Origin of the sequence: Thioclava sp. GXIMD4216, assembly GCF_037949285.1 — a bacterium.
Lineage (GTDB): Bacteria > Pseudomonadota > Alphaproteobacteria > Rhodobacterales > Rhodobacteraceae > Thioclava > Thioclava litoralis.
This window is the reverse complement of record NZ_CP149928.1, coordinates 288,389-309,412: the sequence shown is the minus strand read 5'-3', so window position 1 is coordinate 309,412 and position 21,024 is coordinate 288,389. Positions and strand designations below refer to the sequence as shown.

The following is a 21,024-nucleotide window of genomic DNA, read 5'->3' as shown; positions in this document are numbered from 1 at the left end:
TCACCGGATTCTTTTGTTATGTTATACTATAACGTAAAATCCGAGGCTATTATGACCCATGATCTGCTGGACCGCCTGAGCACCGAAGACCCAGAGGCCCGTTATCTGGCACAAGGCATCTTGCAGGGCAGCACCGCGAACGTGCTGCGCAGCCTCAAGGCGCCGGGGGTCGGGGCCAGCCTCTGGCAGCGTCGCCTGCCGGCGGGTCTGCTGGACTGGCTGGACCACCTGCCGGCCGCGCGCCTGCCCGCCCTGCGCGCCGAATGTCTTGCGCTGCGCGATGTGACGCGGGTGCTGGAGCGCAGCTTTGCCGACGCCCGCACGCCGGACGGGCCGGAACGACGCGCGTTTCAGGCGGATATCGAATATCTGGTGGGGGTGTTTGTCGATATGTTCCCCGTCACACGGCTGAACCTGCGCCTTGATGTCATCGAAAACGACGCCTGCCGCCGGTTCCATATCGACCGGTTACAAGCGCGGATGCTGTGCACCTATCGCGGCGAGGCAACGCAATTCGCGCTGGCGTCCGGCACGCAAGGGACCGCCACCGACATCATGGCCCAGCTTGGCACGGGCGATGTCGGGCTGATGCGCGGCACGCTCTGGCCCGGACAGGAAGGCTCCGGCGTCTTGCACCGCTCCCCACCGATTTCCGGCACGGGCCAGACGCGGCTTTTGCTGGTCATCGACCCTTGGGAAGAACGCCCCACCCGGTTCCACTGAAATCACACAGCCCCACGGCGGGGGGATCAAGGGTCGGGGCGTCAGGCCCCGATCACCAAGGCATCCGACGGGTGGAGCGCAAGGCTGACCCGCTCGCCCACCTGAGGCGGGGCCGCGCGGGTGATATTGAACAGATCCACCGCCAGCACCTCTCCGCCCAGATCGACGCGCAACCGGATGACCGATCCCAGAAAATCCACATCCAGAATGGTGCCTGCCAGCGCGGCCTCGCCCGCATTGAAATCGGCCGGTCCCACACGCAGCATCTCGGGGCGCAGCCCCAGCGTCACCTCGGAGCCCGTTACCTCGCGGTAGAGCCAGATCTCGTTCCCGCCGATTTTCACATGACCCGACGGCCCGTCGATCACCTGCGCCTGCACGGTGGTCAGCGTGCCTACAAAGCCCGCCACAAAGCGGGTGGCGGGGGTGTTGTAGATCTCGAAGGGTGTGCCGATCTGGTCCGCGATGCCCTGATGCATGACCACGATCCGGTCCGACATCGACAGCGCCTCTTCCTGATCATGGGTCACGAAAATGGTGGTGATGCCCAGCTCTTTCTGGATGGCGCGGATCTCGTTGCGCAAAGACACCCGCACCTTGGCATCAAGCGCCGAAAGCGGTTCATCCAGCAACAGGACCTGCGGCTTGGGCGCCAGGGCCCGCGCCAGAGCCACCCGCTGCTGTTGGCCGCCAGAAAGCTGGTAGGGATAGCGCTCGCCCATTTCGGGCAGGCCGATAAGCGAAAGCATCTCGGCCACGCGCGGCGCGATCTCGCGGGCGGGCACGCCCTGCACCTTCAGGCCAAAGCCCACATTCTGCGCCACCGTCAGGTTGGGAAACAGCGCATAGGCCTGAAACACCATGCCGATATTGCGCTGGTTGGGCTTGAGAGACGACACCTCGCGCCCGTCGATGGTGATTGAACCCGCCGAGGGCGTTTCAAACCCCGCAACCATGCGCAAGACGGTCGTCTTGCCACAGCCCGAAGGCCCGAGAAGCGAGATGAACTCGCCCTTCTCGATATCGAGATTGAAGTCTTTGACGACGCGGGTCGCGCCGAAGCTTTTCTCCAGATGGGAAATCGTCAGGAAACTCATCGACCCGCCTTGGTATGGTTGGTGAAACGTGTGACCAGCTGGATCAGCCCCATGCAGGCCCAAGTGATGACAAAGGCGATGGTCGCCAATGCAAAGGGCTCATAGGCTTTATTGGCGCCCATAAGCTGCAGATAGGGCCCGAAGGCCGGGCGGTTCAAAAGAGCCGCCATCGTGAACTCGCCCATGACAATCGCGAAGGTCACAAACGAGCCCGAGAGCACCGCCACCAGCACATTGGGCAGGATGATCTGCCCGATGATGCGCACCCAGCCCGCGCCAAGCGATTGCGCGGCCTCGGTCAGCGTGGCCACATCGATGCTGCGCAGCCCCGTATCGACGGCGCGGTACATATAGGGCAGCGACAGCGTGGCATAGCCCATCACCAGAAGGAAGTTGGTGCCAAGCGTGGTGCCGGTCAGCGGCAGCCAGCTTGATGTATTATAAAGCCGGATATAGCCGAAGACCGTGACGATCGCCGGAATAACCAGCGGCATCAATGTGATGAACTCGATCAGCGGGCGCAGGCGCGGCAGTTTGAGCTGCACCCAGAACGCCGTGGGCACCACCAGCAGGATGCCGAAGAGGATGGTCAGAAGCGCCATCAGCACCGAATAGCTGAAGGTCTGGCGGAATTGCGGGTCCGAGAGCACGGCGGCATAGGCGTCGAAACTATAGACGCCGCGCCGCATCGAGAGCGAGAACTCGACCATCCCCCAGAGCGGCAGGATGAAATAAAGAAGGCCGAGGATCATGATAGCCCATGAGGCTGCCTTGGTCATTTGAGCCACCTCTCGGAACGCATGCGCAGCACGATATAGATCACATTGGCCAGCCCCGTGACGAGGATCATCCCGAAGGCCATCGCATAGCCCAAATGCGGGTCGCCCAGCACATCACCGCGGATCTGTGCAAAGAGCATGATCGGCACGATGTTGAGCGAGGAGCCGGTGAGCGCGATGGCGGTGGCCACAGCCCCAAAGGCATTGGCAAAGAGCAGCGCGAAAGTGCCAAGGATCGTCGGGAAGAGGATCGGCAGCGCCACGATGCGCCAGTATTGCGCTCCTGTCGCGCCAAGGCAGGAGGCCGCCTCGCGCCATTCGCGTTTCAGGCCATCCAGCGCGGGGGTAATGATCAGGATCATCAGCGGGATCTGGAAGAAGAGATAGGTGATCGTCAGGCCCCAGAAGCTGAGGATGTTGAACCCCATCGCGCGCAGATTGATGCCGAATTCATGGCGCAGGAACATGGTCACAAGGCCCAGCGGCCCGAGGGTGGCCAGAAAGGCGAAAGCCAGCGGCACACCGGCAAAGTTCGAGGCCACGCCCGAGAAGGTCAGAAGCGGCGCGCGGATCGCCTTGGGCAAGCCACCCAGCACCATCCCCGCCGCCATCAGAAAGCCCACCAGACAGCCGATGGCCGAGGAGGCCAGCGAGATCTTGATCGAGATCCAGTAGGAGTTGAGGATTGTGGGCGTAAACAGCCCCGCAAGGTTTGACAGGGTGAAGCTGCCATCGGGGCGCTGGAAGGCACCGATGACGATCTTCATCGTCGGCAGGGCCAGAAACAGCACGATAAAGGCGATAAAGGGCAAAAGCCCCAGCCATGTCAGGCGGATCCGGCGTTTGGCAGGAGAGTGGTCGGCCACAGGTTTTCCGATTTCGAAACAGGTGGATGCCCCCGCGCTACAGGTGCAGGGGCATCACAGATCAATGCTTACTGGACGTTGGAGCCAACGACGCTATCCCAGCCGCCCACCACGGCATCCTTATTGCCCGCCTGTTCGTCAAGGGTCGGGAAATAGGCCTTTTCATAGGCTTCTGCGGGGGGCAGCGCATCCAGAAGCTCTTGCGGCACCTTGCCCGCCTTCGACATCGCGTTGAAGCGCGCGGGGTGGCAATAGCCCTTCAGCCAGAGGTTCTGCCCCTCGTCCGAGTAAAGATATTCCATCCAGAGCTTGGCGGCATTCGGGTGCGGTGCATGGGCCGAAATCCCCTGCACATAAACGCCCGCCAGAACGCCCGATTTCGGCACCACAACATCAACCGGCGGGTTGCCGTTGAGCGTGTCGCGCGCAGCGAGGGCGTTATAGTCCCACATGATGGTGATCGGGGTTGCCCCCTGTGCCAGCGTGCCCGCCTTGCCGATAACGGGGACGAAATTGCCCGCCTCGTTCATCTTCTTGAAGAACTCGAGCCCCTTCTCGCCCGCGTCCTTACCGGCAGCACCGCCCTCGGCCATACCGGCCGCCAGAACCGACAGGATCGCCTGGTTCGAGGCACGCGGATCACCCGCCAACGCCACCGAGCCCGCATAGTCGGAGTTCAGCAGATCGGACCAGTCCTCGGGGTTGGTGTCGATGAGGTCCTTGTTGATCATGAAGGACATGACGCCGTAGTAATCGCCATACCAGTAGCCGTCGGCATCCTTGATCGTGTCGGGGATCTCGTCCCAGGTCGAGACCTTATAGGGCTGCAACAGCCCCTCGTCCTTGGCCTGCGGACCAAAAGACAGCCCCACATCCAGCACATCGGGGGCCTGCGGGCCGGTATTGCCCTTATTGGCGCGCACAGCTTCCAGCTCGTCTGCGGAGCCCGCATCGGGGTTCAGCTCGTTCACTTCGATTTCGGGATATTTCGCCTTGAAGCCCGCAATCACGTCACCATAGCCACACCAGCTATGCGGCAGGGCGATGGTGGTCAGCATACCTTCTTTCTTGGCGGCAGCTTCCAGCTCGGTCAGGTCCTGCGCATGGACCAGCGCGGTGCTGGCCAGCAGGGTTGCCGCAAACATTGCGGACTTTTGCATCACTCGTTTCAAAGTCGTTCTCCCCGAAGTCGGTCGTGGCGTGGGTTTGCCCCCGCCGCGTTTAAGCGCCGTTTTTGACGTCTAGATGACAGTTCTTATCCCTGCACGCTGCCACGGATAACAAATAACGAGAAAGAGAAGATTGTCCCTTTTCTACGAGAAGTTAGGCATTCTTTCGCAGGCAGGGGAAGACTGCCCAAGATTTGATCGCTGTTCAATGCCAAGCTGGCGGGCTACGGACATAAAAAAGCGGGCCTTTGGCCCGCTCTCGTGGTTGTGATAGAGACGCCGTCAGCCTTCGGCTTTTTCATAGGCGTTGATGATCTTCGCGACCAAGTGATGGCGCACCACATCCTTCGAGGTGAAGTAATTGAAGGAAATCCCTTCGACCCCGTCCAGAATACGCTCGGCATCGGCAAGCCCCGAGGGCATCCCCCGCGGCAGGTCGACCTGAGAGCGGTCGCCGGTGATCACCATGCGCGACCCCTGCCCCAGACGGGTCAGGAACATCTTCATCTGCATGGTGGTGGCGTTCTGTGCCTCGTCCAGCACCACAAAGGCATTCGATAGCGTGCGACCGCGCATGAAGGCCAGAGGCGCGATCTCGATGCGCTTGTCTTCCATCAGCTTGGCCAGCTGCTTTTGCGGCAGGAAGTCGTTCAGCGCGTCATAAAGCGGCTGCATATAAGGGTCGACCTTGTCCTTCATATCGCCGGGCAGAAAGCCCAAACGCTCGCCCGCCTCCACGGCCGGACGCGACAGCAGGATCTTGTCGACCTCGCCCGAGATCAGCATGGTCACACCCACAGCCACCGCCAGATAGGTCTTGCCGGTCCCTGCGGGGCCAATGCCAAAGGCCATCTCGTTCTCGAACAGGTTGCGCACATAGGCTTTCTGCGCCTCGGTGCGGGGTTCGACCTGTTTCTTGCGGGTGCGGATTTCATATTGCCCTTTGGCGAACATCTCGAGCTGGTCTTCGAAGCTCGTGGTCCCCCCCAGCTCGGTGGCGCGCAGGGCGGCATCGATATCGCCGGTTTCAATGGGTTTCTGGGCTTCCAGCCGCTGGTATAAGTGCTGCACAACCGCAGCCGCCTGGGCTTGGGCCTCTGGTGCACCCACGACGGCAAGCTGGTTGCCACGTCGGAGGATATGCACCGATAAGGCCTGTTCGATCCGTGCGAGATTGCGGTCAAACTCGCCGCAAAGATCGATCAGAAGTTTATTATCAGGAAACTCGAGAAGTGTCTCGCGGGCATCCTGAGAGCTGGGCGGGGGGGTTATCGCACTGAAGCCCAAATACATCCTCCTGGCTGGATTCCTAGTAAATATGGTGCCCCCAAGATGTGTGTTGCGCAAGTCTTGCTTTTTGTCTGCAACGATCCATGCCGCGAGATTTCATCAATCTGAGACAAAAAAGAACCGCACGACAGGCGTGCGGTTCAAGAATTGCGCGCCGGACCCCGAAAGTTCCGGCAAAGTCATACAGAATCAGTAGCCCGGCGTCGGGTCGGGAATATCCGAGCCCGATTTGAACGGACCGACAGCCGTGGCGGCAGGGCCAGCTCCCGAGCAGATCGGCTTGCCGTAATCATCAAGCCGCGCCGAGAGATAGCCCTCGACACCGTCATCGATGATCCAGTGGTCACAGCCTTCCGGATCGATCCAGATACCGGCTTTCAACTGGCTGAGATCTTTCGACCCCCAACCGCGGTCACGGCTTTTGTCCGGACCGACGGCGGTACAGGCGCCCATTGCCCCCACCAGCCCCAGCAGCACGAGTGTCTTTATGGCAGTCATGATACCGGCCCCTTATTTCACACAGATGATTTCAACGCGGCGGTTCTGCGCCATGCCTTCGCGGGTGGCATTGGTCGCGCGCGGCTGGCGCTCGCCATACCAGTTCACGGCCAGCACCGGCGCGCCGACCTCGCGGGCGACACCCGCCACGGCTTCGGCGCGGCGCTTGGAAAGCTTCATGTTATACTCGTCAGAGGCGCGGCTGTCGGTATGCCCCGTAATGATGAAGCTGCGCGCCTGCGCGGTGCGGAAGAAGTTGCGCAGATATTCACGCCCCGCAACCGAGATCGCAGAACGGTCGGTGGCAAACAGCGTATCGGTCGGAATGATGCCGCAGACATTGCGGTGGCAGACCGGACGCCCGTCGCGGGTGATGCGGTTGTCCATATACCCTTCGGCACCGTCATCCATGACCCAGTGCTCGCAGCCATCGGGGTCGATCCAGATGCCGGGAATATATTTTTCGGCGCGCGTCTGCTGCGCCTGTGCCGGGGCAAAGCCAATGGCGAAAACCATGCCAGCCGCCAGGGCAAAGCCGGCCACCGGCTTCATTTTTTGCAAGAGAGTGCTGATCACCGTCTCGTCCCCCTAAATGCCATCCCGAGCGGCATTTTCCATGCAGCGGGCGGCAAAATGTCCAACTCACGGCAGATTAGCAAAAAAGTGACGCAATGGAAGGGTAAAGACGCAAGATGTAGTAGTGATTATGGAAACAAGTCCCCCAAAAACCACGGATTGTTTCTATTTTGGCGGATTCGCATGGTTTTTACGTGATCCGCCAAAACCGGTTTATCAGATCAGCTCTCCGGCAAGCGAATTGGGGCCCGACGCCGTAATGCGGACCCGTGCCAATGTGCCGGGGCGGATATTTTCACCTTTAACGTGAACCGCTTGCAGATAATCCGACTTGCCGACCCACTGGCCTTCCTGACGGCCCGGCTTTTCGAACAGCACGAAACATTCGCGCCCGACCATCGCCTCTTGGGTGGCGCGCTGCTGCTGGGTGATCAGCGCCTGCAGACGTTGCAGACGCTCATCGGCCACCTCGGCAGGCACGGCATCGGTGCGATCTGCCGCAGGCGTGCCCGGACGGGCGGAATATTTGAACGAATAGGCCGCGCCATAGCCCACCTTGCGCACCAGCTCCATCGTATCCTCGAAATCCTGATCGGTCTCGCCGGGGAAGCCCACGATAAAATCGCCCGAAAGCACCAGATCGGGGCGGGCGGCACGGATACGCTCGATCAGGCGGATATATTCCGCCGCCGTATGCTTGCGGTTCATCGCCTTCAGAATACGGTCGGAGCCCGATTGCACCGGCAGATGCAGATAGGGCATCAGCTTGGGTTCATCGCCGTGGGCGGCGATCAGATCATCTTCCATGTCATTCGGATGCGAGGTGGTATAGCGGATCCGGTCCAGCCCCTCGATCTTGGCCAATTCGCGCACCAGACGCGCCAGAGACCAGGTGCCCTCCTCGCCCTCGCCGTGATAGGCGTTGACGTTCTGACCCAGAAGGGTGATCTCGCGCACGCCCTTCTCGACCAGCTTGCGCGCCTCGCCCAAGATGCGGGCCACAGGGCGCGAGACCTCGGCCCCGCGGGTATAGGGCACCACGCAGAAGGCGCAGAACTTGTCGCACCCTTCCTGCACCGTCAGAAAGGCGGTGGGGCGCGCCTGCACGGGGCGCTCGGGAAGATGTTCGAATTTATCCTCGACGGGGAAGTCGGTATCCACCGGCTTCTCGCCGCGATCCACCGCGCGGGTCATCGCAGGCAGTTTGTGATAGCTTTGCGAGCCCACCACCATATCCACCAGCGGCATGCGGCGGCGGATCTCTTCGCCCTCGGCCTGCGCCACACAGCCCGCCACCCCGATCTTCAGGTTCGGGTTGGCCTCTTTGAGCGGACGCAGGCGGCCCAGCTCGTGATAGACCTTCTCGGCGGCCTTCTCGCGGATGTGGCAGGTGTTCAGCAGCACCATATCGGCCTCTTCGGGGCTGTCGGTCAGGACATAGCCCTCGCCGCCCATCGCCTCGGCCATACGCTCGCTGTCATAGACGTTCATCTGGCAGCCGTAGGTCTTGATATGCAGCTTCTTCAGCACCGGAACGGCGGGCGTCTCAACGGTATCAAGCTTGGAATCGGGCATCAGAGAAACCTCCTGGCGGACAGATTGGGGGCGGATGTGGCGGATCGGCAGCCTGCCCGATACCGGAGATTGCCCTATGGAGCAAGCATCGCCCGTCAAGCTGCGGCCAAAAGTGATGTTTTCACAGACCAGAAAGGCAATGGTAGGTGGTGCAAGAATGCCCCGCGCCGCAGGCTCGGGCGATCACGCTCTTGTAATCACCTGCCTCTTGGGGAAATCTGGCGCAAAAGACCGGACGCTCCATGCTATTTTCTTCTCTTGATGATCTTGCCAGCAAGGGCCAGTCCCTGTTTGCCAAAGGGCCGGTGGCCTTGATTCTTGTCGAGGACGAGGTCGAGCTGGACAGCACGCTGGCCCATCATCTGAACTGTGGCTTCCGAGAGGTGATCGCCTTCATGCCGCAGGCCCTACCCCTGCCCGAAGGGTTCGAGGCGCGGGTTCACAGAGTCGATTACGACACCCATGAACCGGGTGCGACGGTGGCGGCGGTCAATCTGGCCATCAGCCTGACCCCGCCCAAGGTCTGGTTGTATTATTGCTATAACGCCGAATATCTCTTCTATCCGTTCAGCGAGACCCGCCGCGTGGGCGAAATGCTGGCCTTCCATACCGAAGAGCGGCGTCCCGCGATGCTGACCTATGTGATCGACCTTTATACCGCCGATCTGGAGGCCAATCCCAATGGCGTCAGCCGCGAGGATGCGATGCTGGACCGCGCGGGCTATTACGCGCTGGCACGGCTCGACCCCGAAAACCACAATCACCCCAAGGAGCGGCAGCTCGATTTCTTTGGCGGGTTGCGCTGGCGCTTCGAGGAACATGTGCGCGAGAACCGTCGCAAGATCGACCGCATCGGCCTGTTCTCGGCGGCACAGGGGCTGACGCTGCGTGCCGATCACACCTTCAGCGACGAGGAATACAACACCTATTCCTGCCCGTGGCATCATAACCTGACCGGCGCGATCCTGTCCTTCCGCGCGGCCAAAGCGCTGAAAACCAATCCCGGTTCGTCCTGGGCCATTCAGGATTTCCGCTGGTATAATGCCGAGCCCTTCCAGTGGAACTCGCAGCAGCTTCTCGATCTGGGGCTGATCGAACCGGGCCAGTGGTTCTAGGCGCATCGGAACCGCTTGCCCGAAATGATAAGCTAGGTCATGCTGACCCTCCCCATGCGAGGACGCCTGATGACCGATGCCGTTTCTTCCCCCCGCGACGCGCGCGCAGGCATCGGCCTGTTCCTGATTGCGGCCCTGCTGTTCTTCTGTGCGATGTCGGGCACCACCCTGCCGACGCCGCTTTACACGCTTTACCGGCAGCAGATGGATCTGTCGCAGGCGATGATCACCGTGATCTTTGCGGTCTATGCGGGCGGGGTGATTGCCGCATTGGTACTGACGGGGCGCTGGTCCGACCAGATCGGGCGCAAACCGATGCTCTATGCCGGTGTCGGTCTTTCGGTGGCAAGCGATCTGGTCTTCTGTCTGGCAGGGCAGCTCTGGCTGGTTCTGCTGGCGCGGATGATCTCGGGGCTGTCGGCGGGGATCTTTGCCTCGACGGCCACCGCAACCGTCATGGACCTTGCGCCGCCCCGCCATGTGAAGCTGGGCGTGCTGGTCGCGACCGCCGCCAATATGGGCGGGCTCGGCGCGGGCCCGTTGCTGGCCGGAGCCGCCGCCCTGCTGATGCCTTTGCCCTTGCTGACACCCTATCTGCTGCATCTGGCGCTGATCTGTCTGGCTGCGCTCTGTTTCCGCCATGTGCCCGAACGCGTCACGAAAGCGGCCCGTCCGGACTGGTCGCCACAATCGCTCGCACTCCCCCCCGAAGTGCGCCGCGCCTTCCTGCCCGCCGCGATTGCCGCCGTGGCGGGGTTCATGGTGTTCGGCTTCTACTCGGCCGTCATTCCCGGATTTCTGGGGCAGATCATGGGCTATCACAGCCCGCTTCTGATCGGCTTCGTCGCGGGGTTCATTTTCCTTGCCTCGACCCTCGGGCAGGCCTTGGTCGGCCATATCGGCGCAGGCTGGCGCGGGCCACTGGGCTGTCTGGTGCTGGGCGCAGGCACGACGATCATGGCCTTTGCCTTCCAGATGCAGAACCTGCCGCTGCTCCTTCTGGCCACGCTGGTCGCCGGTCTCGGGCATGGCCTCGCCTTCCGCTCCGGTCTGGCGGCCATCGGAGCGGCGGCACCGGACACCGACCGCGCCGGAGTGATCTCGCTGTATTTCGTGGTGAGCTATCTGGCGATCTCGGTACCCGTGGTAATTTTCGGCCTGCTGACACTGGCCTTGCCGCTGGCACCGCTGGCAACGGGTTTTGCCGTTCTGGCAACCGCCCTCTGCCTGCTCGCGCTGAGTTTACTGATCCGCCATCGCTAACAGCCAGATGGGCCGGTCCGGCCCGACGGAAGCCCCTGCCCGTTCCGTTCGGAAAAGACGGCCTTTGTCTGACAAAGGCCGGATGTCGAAGCATATAGGATTAACGCATGAAACAGTCGGGTGTTCTCCCCTTTGGCACCGTGGCTCTGGCCGCGCTTCTGGCCTGCGGGCCGGTCGTCAGCACACAGGCCCTAGCCCAGACCAAGCCGCCGGCCAGAGAGGCAGACGAACCGCCCCGCCCGCCGAGCCTGAAAGAGATGGACCGCAACCATGACGGACGGGTCACGGTAAAGGAATTCGACATGTTCATGGCCGAACATGCCCCCCGCCCCGATGGCCCGCCGCCTTCCAAATCCGGCCATGCGGCTCCCAAGGGCGCGGCCCCCAAAGGCAAGGCCGACCATCCCCGACCGCCCAGCGGCGCAGAACTGGACCGCAACCACGATGGCATCATTTCCAAAAAGGAATTCAAAGCCTTTCTGGCGAAGATGACACCCCCCAAGCCGCAACGCTGATCCCCCCGCGCCGTGACAGACGGCGCGCAACGGAAGGCGAGCCCGCATTCTGCTCTGGCACGGTGCGGGCAGCGGCCCTGCGCCCCCACATCCCCCGCGCGTCTCTCAAAAAGACCCCGCGACAGGCCGCCGCGGGGTTTATGCCGCAGGGGAAGGTGCTTCGCTCACGCAAACATATGCGCACCGATATAGCTGCCCTCGGGCGGGGCGGGCGGCACGAAGAACACGCCCGATGCGATATGCGAGATATATTCGTTCAGCGCGTCCGACGCCCCCAGACGGGTCTGTAGCGTCTCGAACGCATGCGGATCATTCTGGTAGGACAGGAACAACAACCCCGCATCCAGCATGCCCAGACTGTTGATCCCGTCGGTATAGTTATACCCGCGCCGCAGGATCTTCAGCCCGTTATGATGCTCATGCGCCGCAAGACGCATATGTGCATTGGCCGGAATCACGGGCCCATGCGGCCCCTGTGCCTTGAAATCGGGCGTATCGAATTCATGCGTGCCGGTCAGCGGCGCTCCCGACACCTTGAAACGGCCAAAGACCTCGTTCTGGTCATCCACGCGGTCGGTATCCCAGCTTTCGATGAACATCCGGATTTTACGCACCACCTGATAGCTGCCCCCCGCCCCCCAGCCGGGATTGTCGGACCACACGAATTTCGCGCGGTCCTGCTCGGTGACGATATTGCGGGTGCCATCCCGAAACCCCAGAAGATTGCGCGGTGTGCTCTGCCCGACCCCTGCCGAAGCCCGACCGAACCCCATGATCGCCCAGCGAGTGGCCGCCGTTCCGGTGGATTTGGCCAGCCGTGCCAGCACCCGCACCGCATGATAGGCCACCTGCGGATCATCCGCACAGGCCTGTAGCGAAAGATCGCCCCCCGAAATCTCGGGCAAAAGCGCGTCTCCGGGCAGACGTTTGAGCGGGCGCAAGGCTTTGGGACGGAAGGCCTGCAATCCCAGCCTGTCATCGAACACCCCCGGCCCCAAGCCCACGGTCACACTCAGCGAGGCCGGTGCCAGATCCAGCGCCTCGCCCGTATCCAGCGCACCGGCATTGGGCCGCCCCGGATCGACCTTGCTGATCGGCTCGCCCTTCATCATCTGGGCGATCGAGGCCGACCAGCGGGCCAGCAATATCTGCAAATCGCGCGGGTCGGTCGAGGTCAGATCGAAGGTCATATAGACGATATGGCGCTGCGGCGGTGTCGCGATGCCCGCCTGCGGTCCCGGCCCGTAAAACGGATAAGCATGGGTCAGGTCTATCTGGTCTGTGGGCGGGTCTTGGGGGTCATCGCTCGCTTGCGCGGCGGACACCAGCGCGGGGGCGGCAAAAGGTGAAAGCGCCGCGCCGAACAGAAGGCCACGGCGGCGGGAATCGGGGATGTCCATGATGTCTCCTTTGCAAGTCAGGCTGGGAGAAGGCGGTCTGACAGATGTCTCACGGGGCGGGCCGGCACAAGGCCACCCGCCCCCAGATGCGTCTTAGCCTGCGGTCGCGACCTTCTCGGCCACGCGCGACAGCGGTTCCTGCAACGACTGGATGGCTTTGCTGAGCTTGACCTTATCCGACGCTTTCAGCTCTTGCGTATACAGCACATACCCACCGGGCACCGAATTGTCGCGATACTGGTCCAGCAGGGCGCGGACCTTGGCAAATTCGTCGCTGACACGCGCGGTCAGATCGGGGTCGATCTGCTCCATACCCGGTTGCAGATAGGCAAAGGCCTGTTCCGCCCCTTCCACATTGCCCGCGAAATCGGCCAGATCGATGTGGCTATAGGCTTCTTCCTCGCCGCTGATCTTGCTGCTCTGGACCTCTTCCAGCAAGTCTGCAGCCCCGTTGGCCAGATCCTCGGGCCAGAAATCGAGGCTGGGGGCAAGCTTGTCCAGCAGCGTGACATTCTTCACCAGATCCGCCGCAAGCGTCTTAGTGTCCTCGGTAATGGCGCCACGTTCGAACAGATCGCGCTCGATCGCGTGATAGCCCGACCAGCCCACGGCGGGGTCTTCATTCGAGGCCCGCATATCGATGAGGTAATCGAGATTGCCGTGGTTGTCCGTGGCATCGAACCCGTCCATCACGAACCCGTCCACATCGGATTCGATCCGCTCGTAAAACGGGCGGGCCCGCGCATAATCGATCTTGGCGGCCTCAAGATTTCCGGCATCGATATCGGTTTTGAGTTTGGTCACCGCAACCAGCATCGCATCAACGGTCTCGTTGACATAGGCATTGTAGTCTTTGGTGCCCTTTGCCAGCAGTTCGGAGGCGCTGCCTTGCGGGCGCTGTGCCAACTGGCCCTTGACGCTGAAGGCCACCTTCTGCTCTGCCGCGCCGGGGCAGTAGATCTCGTAATCGCCGCCGCCAAGGGTCACGGTAAAGGACACGGGCGGCAGACCGGGGGCGAGGTTCTCTTTTTCACCGATGATGCGATTGCCGGACAGAAGCTCGACTTCGGTCAGGGCTGTAGCTGTCTGGTTGGTGACGGTGAACGTGACCGGACCCGCAACGGCTTCCTTGGCGCTCAGGGCGCAGGTGCCGCCATTATCGCCGGTCAGGGTGATGGCAACCTGTGCGGCACCAGCATCGTTTTTCTGTGCCGTCTGTGCGTAAGCCGTGCTGGCGGCCAGCGTTGCGACAAGCGGAAGGACAAGAGAGGACGGGCGGGAAAACGGCATTACGGCATTCCTTTTGCTGCGGGTTCGGCGCGTGCGCCGGCTGTAGAGTGGAAAGATTCGGGAGAAAGGCGGCGGCGCTGACGTGCACCGCGCAACACGCAGGCAAGCGCCGCCCCCAGAAGAACAAGCGGAAACTGGCGGCACCAGAACTGCCATTCCTGCAAGGCCGCCCCGAAATCGCGATAGGCGGCTTTGGCTTGGGTCGTGTAGGTTTCGGGGATGGCCCAGCGGGCGGGGCCGATGGCCTTTTGCACGGCGTCCGGCACCTCGCGCACACGCAGGCTGCGCGGGGTCTGTAGCCCGCCGCCCGACAGGGTGACGCTGACGCTGCTACGGGCCTGCGCGGCCACAACAGCCCCCTGCCCGCTTGTGGCCTGTGCCTGGATATCGGCCTGCCATTGTGCCGCATAGGGTCCGGGATAGCGCGTGGGGTTCAACCCGATCGGCCTGCGCCCGCCATTCAGTGCCACCAGATCGGCAAAGCTGACGCTATCGGGCGCTGTCGGGATTGCTAGGGTCGCGGCGTAATCGCCTATATTCAGCGCCTGCCCGTTATGGCTGGCATCTTGACTGCGGATCGGGGCAAGGCGCAGCTCGGCCGTACCGAAACGGACCAGAAGATCGGCATGGGCAAGGCGCAACTCACCGGACATATCGCCCTGTATCGTTGTAAGCGGTGCGGTCTGGCGCAGACGGGCCCGCGGTTGCGGCGTCAGCAGAAGCCCGACCCCGACCAGCGCCAGAACCGCCCCCGCACCAAGTTTGAGACGCGCCGCGGTCCGGGGTGCAAGCGGACGCGATTTGGGCCAGTAGACCATCAGCGCCACCGGACCCAGATAGGCCAGCCAACCCAGCACCTCGATCAGACGCGGATCGGCAGGGATACCCAGAACGCCGGTCATCAACGCCGCCCGCACCGTGCCCGGCTGCACCAGCCAAGACAGGTTGACGACAAGCTGCTGGCCCGCATTGATCCAACCCGCCTCATGCGCGGTGCGCAGCGCGGTCACGCACAGGCCCGCCGCCACCAATAGCAGGAATGCCCCCGTCACACGGAAAAACCGCGACAGGTTCAGGCGCACTCCGCCGGCATAGATGCCCCAGCCGATGGCCACCGCCAGACCCAGCCCGATCACCGCCCCGCAGGCGGCCCAGAATGTGGATTGTGCCGCAGAAAAGGTTGCCAGAAAGAAGACGGCAGTTTCGAACCCCTCTTTCAGCACGGCCAGAAAGGCCATCAGCGCAAGGGCGAAGGCCCGCCGCCCGCCAAGGGCTGCCGCAGCCTCGCTTTCCAGACTGCTGCGCATATCGCGGCCATGCTTGTCCATCCACAAGATCATGCCGGTCACGAAGACAATCGCCACCGCCCCGATGACGGTTTCCAGCGCCTCCTGTCGGGCCTGCGGCAGGCTCTGTTCCAGATGGTTCAGCCCGAGCCCTACCGCCAGTGACAGCACGAGTGCGGCAATAACGCCGGTCCACATCGCCCCCAAGCCAACCCCGTTGCGACGCAGGAAAGCCGCGATGATCCCCACGATCAGCGAGGCCTCAAGCCCTTCACGCAGCGCGATTACCAAGGTTGCCAACATCGACCAGACCTTTCGACTTGGCCGGAAGGACGGGTCTGGGCCGTCAGACACATCCCTCCTGCGAGATACCGGATTGGCCCTGAATTCCTGACCAATTTACTTACCAATGGCTTCTGCGCCCTTGGCAAAGACCTGTCAAAACACGCTCGCGTGAAGATGACCCAAGGAAATTTCTGTCGGCAAAGCCGCCTGCACCCCAAATAAAAAATCCCCCGCCATCGATGGATGGCAGGGGGTTTCGTTTGTCTGGTAATGGCTTAGCGCAGGATGCGGCCGATCCGTGCGATCCCTTCGTCGATCTGGGCATCGGTCGCGCAGGAATAGCTGAGCCGCAGGGTGTTCTGGCCCGAGCCATCGGCAAAGAACGCCCCGCCCGGGACGAAGGCGACTTTTTCATCGCGTACCGCTTTCGCCAGCAGATCGGCCCCGTCGAGTTTGGGGTCGAAGGTCAGCCAGATGAACATGCCCCCTTCGGGACGGGTGAAGCTGACCGATGCCGGCATCTCGCGCTCGAGCGCGGCCAGCATCCGGTCGCGACGGCTGGCATAGACCGCCTTGATCTTGGCCACATGCTCGTGGAAGATCGCGCGCGCCACATGGTTCGTCACGATCTGGTTGAGGGTCGGCGAATGCAGGTCGGCGGCCTGTTTCATCAGCACCAGACGGTCGATCACCGGCTTTGCCGCCACAACCCAGCCCACGCGCAGACCGGGCGCCAGCGTTTTCGAGAAAGACCCGCAATAGATGGTGCGGGTGTTCTCGATACCGCCCTTGCGTTCGATGTCCAGCGCAAGGATCGGCGGGATCGCCTCGCCATCGAAACGCAGGTTCTGATAGGCGCCATCCTCGATGATCGCGCAATCCAGCGCCTCGGCCTGATCCAGCAGACGCTCGCGCCCGTCACGGGGCAGGGTCTCGCCCGTCGGGTTGGCAAAATCTGCCGAGAGATAGGCAAATTTTACCGCGCCGCCGGCGGCCTTGGCCTCCGTCTTCAGGGTCTCGGGGTCGATATTCGACATCGGATCCAGCGGAATATAACGCGGCTCATAGGCGTTGAACGCTCCCAAAGCGCCCAGATAGGTCGGGCGCATCACGGCGGCGGTATCGTTTTCGGTCAGGAACAGCTTGCCCAGATAATCCAGCGCCTGCTGCGAACCGGAGGTGATCATGATATTGTCAACGGCACAGGGCACGCCGATCTTTTCCATCTCGCCCACAAGCCATTCGCGCAGCGGGCGATAGCCTTCGGAGACCGAATATTGCAACGCCGCATGGCCGTTATTATCGGCCATCGTGGCGGCAAAAGCGTCGGAATAGGCCGCGCTGGGGAAGAGATCGGGGTCGGGAATACCGCCCGCGAAAGAGATGATATCGGGCTGGTCGAGAAGTTTCAGCAGCTCACGGATCTCCGAGGCTTTCATCCGGCCCGCGCGGCGTGCGAGCACTTTCGTCCAGTCCATTTTTCGTCTCCTGCGTCTCGTCTGGCGGATCACGCCCTTGCGTGGCCGCGTGAAATAGAATGCCCAAAGGGCCTGAACGCAGCGTTAGCGCCTAACGGAAGCCTTCGCAAGGCGGGCAGCCGTGATCTGGCGCACAGAAAACCTGCGCCTCAGTCATAAAAACGAGAGCAATATTTCGAATGCGGCACTGTGGGCGCACAAAAATTTCTGCGCCCACAGTTTTAGGCGTTAGCCTTCGGTCGGTTCGGGGATGTAAAGCGCCCCGCCCTCGCGGAATTTCTCGGCCATCTTGCCCATGCCCTCCTGCCGCTGGGCCTCGGCGCGGATGTCATGGCTGATCTTCATGGAGCAGAATTTCGGCCCGCACATCGAACAGAAATGCGCCACCTTATGCGCCTGCGCGGGCATGGTCTCGTCATGCATCTCGCGCGCGGTATCGGGGTCGAGCCCGATGTTGAACTGATCTTCCCAGCGGAATTCAAACCGCGCACGGCTGATCGCGTCATCGCGCCGCTGCGCCCCCGGATGGCCCTTGGCAAGATCGGCGGCATGGGCGGCCAGCTTATAGGTGATCACCCCCGTCTTCACATCGTCGCGGTCGGGCAGGCCGAGGTGTTCCTTGGGCGTCACATAGCACAGCATCGCCGTACCGAACCAACCGATCATCGCAGCCCCAATGGCCGAGGTGATATGGTCATAACCCGGCGCGATATCGGTGGTCAGCGGTCCAAGCGTGTAGAAGGGCGCCTCATGGCAGTGCTTGAGCTGCTCGTCCATATTGGCCTTGATCTTGTGCATGGCCACATGGCCCGGCCCTTCGATCATCACCTGACAGTCCTTCGCCCATGCGATCTTGGTCAGCTCGCCCAAGGTGCGCAGTTCGGCAAATTGCGCCTCGTCATTGGCATCGGCAATCGAGCCCGGACGCAGGCCGTCCCCCAGCGAGAAGCTGACATCATAGCGGCGGCAGATATCGCAGATCTCGTCGAAATGCTCGTAAAGGAAGCTTTCGCGGTGATGATGCAGGCACCATTTCGCCATGATCGAGCCGCCGCGCGAAACGATGCCGGTGACGCGTTTGGCGGTCATCGGGATCATATGCAGGCGCACGCCCGCATGGATGGTGAAGTAATCGACCCCCTGCTCTGCCTGCTCGATCAGCGTGTCGCGGAAGATCTCCCATGTGAGGTCCTCGGCCACGCCGCCCACCTTTTCCAGCGCCTGATACAAAGGCACCGTGCCGATCGGGACCGGCGCGTTGCGGATGATCCAGTCGCGGATATTGTGGATATTGCGGCCCGTCGAGAGGTCCATCACCGTGTCCCCGCCCCAGCGGATCGCCCAGACCATTTTCTCGACTTCCTCTTCCATCGAAGAGGTCACCGCCGAATTGCCGATATTGGCGTTGATCTTCACTTTGAAGTTGCGGCCGATGATCATCGGCTCAAGCTCGCGGTGGTTGATATTGGCGGGGATGATCGCGCGGCCTTCCGCGATTTCCTGGCGCACGAATTCCGGCGTCACCAGATCGGGGAGGTTTGCACCCATCGGGTCACCATCGCGGGTATAGGCGGCCATACGGCCCTCATTCTCGCGGATGGCCACGAATTCCATCTCGGGGGTGATCACCCCTGCCCGGGCATAGGCGAGCTGCGTCACGGCGCGGTCCCCAATCGCGCGCAGCGGCGGACGCTGCACGGGGAACGGCGCCACGAGGCGGTCGCCCTTGGCAAAGCCGTTATCGGCATCGGTGATGGCGCGGCCCTCATATTCCTCGATCTCGCCGCGCGCCTGCAGCCAGCCGCCACGGGTCTCGGGCAGGCCCTTGGTAATGTCGATCTCGGCCAGCGGGTCGGTATAGGGGCCCGAGCTGTCATAGACGCACAGCGCCTCCTCGTTCGAGATCTCGATCTCGCGCATGGGCACGCGCAGTGCGTGGATCTGGCCTTCCTTATGCACCTTGCGCGAGCCGATCAGCGCGCCGGTGGTAATCGTCGGGACGATATCTTTCATGTCGGTCTCCTCTTTCGAAAAGACCCAACCAAAAACTGCGAGGGAATAGGCCACTGCGGGCCGCAAGGGCCAAAGCGGCCCGAAAGGACCGCCCATAGGATATGGAATGCGGAATTGCCCTTCGGTCTTCCTACGCCAGCATCAACTGGGTCAGGTTCAAAGGGTCGCGTCACCGGAATTGCTTCCAATCAGCCTCTCAGTCCCTTAGGCGGGACTCCCCTGACAGGGCCGGAGATTTGCCGAAATAAGATGCGCCGTCAATGGCTATTCACAGATTGGCGCTGTGCAAGGCTGGCCAAAACCGCTCAGGCAGCGCCCGCCGCCGCAACGAAGTCTTTGATAAGAGACGCCTCTTTCACTCCAGGCGCGGACTCGACACCCGAAGACACATCCAGCTGATTGGCCCCTGTGCGCGCAATCGCCAAGGCGACATTCTCGGGGGTCAGCCCGCCCGCCAGCATCCACGGCTTGGACCATTTGCGTCCTGCAATCAGCGTCCAGTCGAACGACAGCCCGTTACCGCCGGGCAAAGCGGCCCCTTTCGGGGCTTTGGCATCCACAAGGATCTGGTCGGCCACGGCCTCATAGGCGGGGATCGCCTCTAGGTCCGAAGGCTCGGCCACGCCCAGAGCCTTCATCACCGGCAGACCATAGCGGGCACGTATCTCAGCCACACGCTCGGGCGTTTCCTTGCCGTGAAGCTGGAGCATATCAAGGGGAACTTGCGCCGTGATGGCATCAAGCTCGGCATCTGTTGCATTGACCACCAGCGCGACCTTGGCCACGCCCAGCGGCACCATCAGCGCCAGCTCGCGCGCCTGAGCAATCGTCACATTGCGCGGCGACTTCGGGAAGAAGACAAAACCAGCATAGGCCGCACCACTCCGGGATACGGCCTCGACATGGGCGGGCTTGCTAAGACCGCAGATTTTGACGCGGGGTGCCATAGAGGATCAGCGGGCCGAGGGCGCGCGCTCCAGAACCGCCAGAACATCATCCTGCGGGCCTTCATGGCGCTGCTTGAGATGCCCCAGCTCACGCTCCAGCGCCTTGGCCTTACGGGCCTCTTGTGCGCCGCGCGAGCGGATGCGGTATTCCCGCGCCCATTCCCACACGAAGCCGATCAAGAGCCCCAGCAGAACGCCCGTCATGATCGCCACAAACAACGGCACCTGTACCGACCAGCCAAATCCCAGCACCCCTGCCGTTTCTTCCGGCAGCAGACGCAGCGTGACGATCTGCGTGTTCGACAGAGCGATGACGATAAGAACGACCGCAAGGATCGCAAGGATGGCGTAACGCAGGGCGCGGATCATGTTTATTCTTCCTCCACCCCGTTCAGACGGTCGCGCAGCAGCTTGCCGGTCTTGAAGAAGGGGACATGTTTCTCGTTGACATCAACGGAATCGCCAGTGCGCGGGTTCCGTCCCGTGCGTGCATCCCGTTTCTTGACGGAAAAGGCACCGAAACCGCGCAGCTCGACCCGGTCTCCACGGGCCATCGCTTCGATGATCTCCTCGAAAATCGTATTCACGATCCTCTCGACATCGCGTTGGAAGAGATGCGGATTATCTTCGGCAATTTTTGCGATCAGCTCGGACCGGATCATGTAAGAATTCCCCCTGCGAGAATTGGCGGTGCTGTTCTGACTATAGGCAGAATTTTCGGCATGACAAACAGCAAAGCACTGTAATAACTACCTGATTAGCGATCAAGCGGCCTTGCGCGCGAAAATTTACCTGTCTTCCCTTCCCCAAATGCCTTTTCCTTGGGCAAAATCTGCACATGTGAAGCTTTTATAAATAA

General features: G+C 61.9%; 20 protein-coding genes and 1 riboswitch. Of the genes, 4 read left to right on the top strand and 16 right to left on the bottom strand.

Annotated features, from left to right (window positions below):
- The first annotated feature begins 51 nt into the window (after positions 1-51).
- Positions 52-723 carry a DUF1826 domain-containing protein gene (locus WDB88_RS16790; protein WP_339109855.1) on the top strand — a complete coding sequence of 224 codons (672 nt, stop codon included), beginning with the start codon at positions 52-54 and terminating at the stop codon, positions 721-723.
- A 41-nt stretch (positions 724-764) separates the two neighbouring features.
- Here WDB88_RS16790 and WDB88_RS16785 read toward each other — a convergent pair whose 3' ends face one another.
- From WDB88_RS16785 to miaB, 8 genes are all read right to left on the bottom strand, one after another.
- Positions 765-1,820 (bottom strand): ABC transporter ATP-binding protein, encoded by a 1,056-nt coding sequence (locus WDB88_RS16785; protein ID WP_339109854.1) that lies wholly within the window; start codon positions 1,818-1,820, stop codon positions 765-767.
- Entirely contained in the window at positions 1,817-2,599 is a 783-nt protein-coding gene (locus WDB88_RS16780; RefSeq protein ID WP_330629285.1) for an ABC transporter permease, read from the bottom strand. Before WDB88_RS16780 ends, WDB88_RS16785 begins: the two co-directional genes overlap by 4 nt.
- Positions 2,596-3,465 carry an ABC transporter permease subunit gene (locus WDB88_RS16775; RefSeq protein WP_339109853.1) on the bottom strand — a complete coding sequence of 290 codons (870 nt, stop codon included), beginning with the start codon at positions 3,463-3,465 and terminating at the stop codon, positions 2,596-2,598. Before WDB88_RS16775 ends, WDB88_RS16780 begins: the two co-directional genes overlap by 4 nt.
- 68 nt (positions 3,466-3,533) lie before the next feature.
- Positions 3,534-4,610, bottom strand: coding sequence for an ABC transporter substrate-binding protein (locus WDB88_RS16770; protein ID WP_330629283.1), 1,077 nt, complete (start codon positions 4,608-4,610; stop codon positions 3,534-3,536).
- A gap of 306 nt (positions 4,611-4,916) precedes the next feature.
- A complete protein-coding gene (locus WDB88_RS16765; protein ID WP_330629282.1) occupies positions 4,917-5,927 on the bottom strand; it encodes a PhoH family protein in 1,011 nt (336 codons plus the stop codon).
- A gap of 186 nt (positions 5,928-6,113) precedes the next feature.
- Positions 6,114-6,422 carry a hypothetical protein gene (locus WDB88_RS16760; RefSeq protein ID WP_330629281.1) on the bottom strand — a complete coding sequence of 103 codons (309 nt, stop codon included), beginning with the start codon at positions 6,420-6,422 and terminating at the stop codon, positions 6,114-6,116.
- 12 nt (positions 6,423-6,434) lie between these two features.
- Positions 6,435-6,938 carry an OmpA family protein gene (locus WDB88_RS16755; RefSeq protein ID WP_330629632.1) on the bottom strand — a complete coding sequence of 168 codons (504 nt, stop codon included), beginning with the start codon at positions 6,936-6,938 and terminating at the stop codon, positions 6,435-6,437.
- 276 nt (positions 6,939-7,214) lie between these two features.
- The gene (gene miaB, locus WDB88_RS16750; RefSeq protein WP_330629280.1) at positions 7,215-8,573 is read right to left on the bottom strand and encodes a tRNA (N6-isopentenyl adenosine(37)-C2)-methylthiotransferase MiaB; all 1,359 of its coding nucleotides are present in this window, start codon (positions 8,571-8,573) and stop codon (positions 7,215-7,217) included.
- Positions 8,574-8,815: 242 nt separating this feature from the next.
- Here miaB and WDB88_RS16745 point away from each other — a divergent pair, with 242 nt between their 5' ends.
- From WDB88_RS16745 to WDB88_RS16735, 3 genes are all read left to right on the top strand, one after another.
- Positions 8,816-9,688, top strand: coding sequence for a hypothetical protein (locus WDB88_RS16745; RefSeq protein ID WP_339109852.1), 873 nt, complete (start codon positions 8,816-8,818; stop codon positions 9,686-9,688).
- A gap of 69 nt (positions 9,689-9,757) precedes the next feature.
- Positions 9,758-10,951, top strand: a complete 1,194-nt coding sequence (locus WDB88_RS16740) for an MFS transporter (protein ID WP_339109851.1) — start codon at positions 9,758-9,760, stop codon at positions 10,949-10,951.
- Positions 10,952-11,058: 107 nt separating this feature from the next.
- Positions 11,059-11,466: an EF-hand domain-containing protein gene (locus tag WDB88_RS16735; protein WP_339109850.1), complete on the top strand. Its 408-nt coding sequence runs from the start codon at positions 11,059-11,061 to the stop codon at positions 11,464-11,466.
- Positions 11,467-11,630: 164 nt separating this feature from the next.
- On the opposite strand, the gene WDB88_RS16730 is transcribed toward WDB88_RS16735, so the two are convergent.
- The 8 genes from WDB88_RS16730 to ihfB form a co-directional block, all read right to left on the bottom strand.
- Positions 11,631-12,866, bottom strand: a complete 1,236-nt coding sequence (locus tag WDB88_RS16730) for a Dyp-type peroxidase (protein ID WP_339109849.1) — start codon at positions 12,864-12,866, stop codon at positions 11,631-11,633.
- Positions 12,867-12,959: 93 nt separating this feature from the next.
- Positions 12,960-14,156 carry an iron uptake system protein EfeO gene (gene efeO / locus WDB88_RS16725; RefSeq protein ID WP_339109848.1) on the bottom strand — a complete coding sequence of 399 codons (1,197 nt, stop codon included), beginning with the start codon at positions 14,154-14,156 and terminating at the stop codon, positions 12,960-12,962.
- The gene (gene efeU / locus WDB88_RS16720) at positions 14,156-15,745 is read right to left on the bottom strand and encodes an iron uptake transporter permease EfeU (RefSeq protein WP_339109847.1); all 1,590 of its coding nucleotides are present in this window, start codon (positions 15,743-15,745) and stop codon (positions 14,156-14,158) included. The genes efeO and efeU overlap by 1 nt, the downstream gene beginning before the upstream one ends.
- Before the next feature lie 257 nt (positions 15,746-16,002).
- Positions 16,003-17,205 (bottom strand): PLP-dependent aminotransferase family protein, encoded by a 1,203-nt coding sequence (locus tag WDB88_RS16715; RefSeq protein WP_339109846.1) that lies wholly within the window; start codon positions 17,203-17,205, stop codon positions 16,003-16,005.
- 228 nt (positions 17,206-17,433) lie between these two features.
- Positions 17,434-19,218, bottom strand: a complete 1,785-nt coding sequence (gene thiC / locus WDB88_RS16710; RefSeq protein ID WP_330629271.1) for a phosphomethylpyrimidine synthase ThiC — start codon at positions 19,216-19,218, stop codon at positions 17,434-17,436.
- A gap of 110 nt (positions 19,219-19,328) precedes the next feature.
- Positions 19,329-19,449, bottom strand: a riboswitch (TPP riboswitch).
- A gap of 74 nt (positions 19,450-19,523) precedes the next feature.
- On the bottom strand, positions 19,524-20,165 hold the full coding sequence (locus tag WDB88_RS16705; protein ID WP_330629269.1) for a phosphoribosylanthranilate isomerase: 642 nt from the start codon (positions 20,163-20,165) through the stop codon (positions 19,524-19,526).
- Positions 20,166-20,171: 6 nt separating this feature from the next.
- A complete protein-coding gene (locus WDB88_RS16700; protein ID WP_339109845.1) occupies positions 20,172-20,534 on the bottom strand; it encodes a LapA family protein in 363 nt (120 codons plus the stop codon).
- A gap of 2 nt (positions 20,535-20,536) precedes the next feature.
- Positions 20,537-20,827 (bottom strand): integration host factor subunit beta, encoded by a 291-nt coding sequence (ihfB, locus tag WDB88_RS16695; RefSeq protein ID WP_339109844.1) that lies wholly within the window; start codon positions 20,825-20,827, stop codon positions 20,537-20,539.
- Between the last annotated feature and the right edge of the window lie 197 nt (positions 20,828-21,024).

Excerpts from the sequence above, each read along its gene's own strand:
- WDB88_RS16790 (WP_339109855.1), top strand. The coding sequence starts at position 52 with ATGACCCATGATCTGCTGGACCGCCTGAGCACCGAAGACCCAGAGGCC.
- WDB88_RS16785 (WP_339109854.1), bottom strand. The coding sequence starts at position 1,820 with ATGAGTTTCCTGACGATTTCCCATCTGGAGAAAAGCTTCGGCGCGACC.
- WDB88_RS16780 (WP_330629285.1), bottom strand. The coding sequence starts at position 2,599 with ATGACCAAGGCAGCCTCATGGGCTATCATGATCCTCGGCCTTCTTTAT.
- WDB88_RS16770 (WP_330629283.1), bottom strand. The coding sequence starts at position 4,610 with ATGTTTGCGGCAACCCTGCTGGCCAGCACCGCGCTGGTCCATGCGCAG.
- WDB88_RS16765 (WP_330629282.1), bottom strand. The coding sequence starts at position 5,927 with ATGTATTTGGGCTTCAGTGCGATAACCCCCCCGCCCAGCTCTCAGGAT.
- WDB88_RS16760 (WP_330629281.1), bottom strand. The coding sequence starts at position 6,422 with ATGACTGCCATAAAGACACTCGTGCTGCTGGGGCTGGTGGGGGCAATG.
- WDB88_RS16755 (WP_330629632.1), bottom strand. The coding sequence starts at position 6,938 with ATGGTTTTCGCCATTGGCTTTGCCCCGGCACAGGCGCAGCAGACGCGC.
- miaB (WP_330629280.1), bottom strand. The coding sequence starts at position 8,573 with ATGCCCGATTCCAAGCTTGATACCGTTGAGACGCCCGCCGTTCCGGTG.
- WDB88_RS16745 (WP_339109852.1), top strand. The coding sequence starts at position 8,816 with ATGCTATTTTCTTCTCTTGATGATCTTGCCAGCAAGGGCCAGTCCCTG.
- WDB88_RS16740 (WP_339109851.1), top strand. The coding sequence starts at position 9,758 with ATGACCGATGCCGTTTCTTCCCCCCGCGACGCGCGCGCAGGCATCGGC.
- WDB88_RS16735 (WP_339109850.1), top strand. The coding sequence starts at position 11,059 with ATGAAACAGTCGGGTGTTCTCCCCTTTGGCACCGTGGCTCTGGCCGCG.
- WDB88_RS16730 (WP_339109849.1), bottom strand. The coding sequence starts at position 12,866 with ATGGACATCCCCGATTCCCGCCGCCGTGGCCTTCTGTTCGGCGCGGCG.
- efeO (WP_339109848.1), bottom strand. The coding sequence starts at position 14,156 with ATGCCGTTTTCCCGCCCGTCCTCTCTTGTCCTTCCGCTTGTCGCAACG.
- efeU (WP_339109847.1), bottom strand. The coding sequence starts at position 15,745 with ATGTTGGCAACCTTGGTAATCGCGCTGCGTGAAGGGCTTGAGGCCTCG.
- WDB88_RS16715 (WP_339109846.1), bottom strand. The coding sequence starts at position 17,205 with ATGGACTGGACGAAAGTGCTCGCACGCCGCGCGGGCCGGATGAAAGCC.
- thiC (WP_330629271.1), bottom strand. The coding sequence starts at position 19,218 with ATGAAAGATATCGTCCCGACGATTACCACCGGCGCGCTGATCGGCTCG.
- WDB88_RS16705 (WP_330629269.1), bottom strand. The coding sequence starts at position 20,165 with ATGGCACCCCGCGTCAAAATCTGCGGTCTTAGCAAGCCCGCCCATGTC.
- WDB88_RS16700 (WP_339109845.1), bottom strand. The coding sequence starts at position 20,534 with ATGATCCGCGCCCTGCGTTACGCCATCCTTGCGATCCTTGCGGTCGTT.
- ihfB (WP_339109844.1), bottom strand. The coding sequence starts at position 20,827 with ATGATCCGGTCCGAGCTGATCGCAAAAATTGCCGAAGATAATCCGCAT.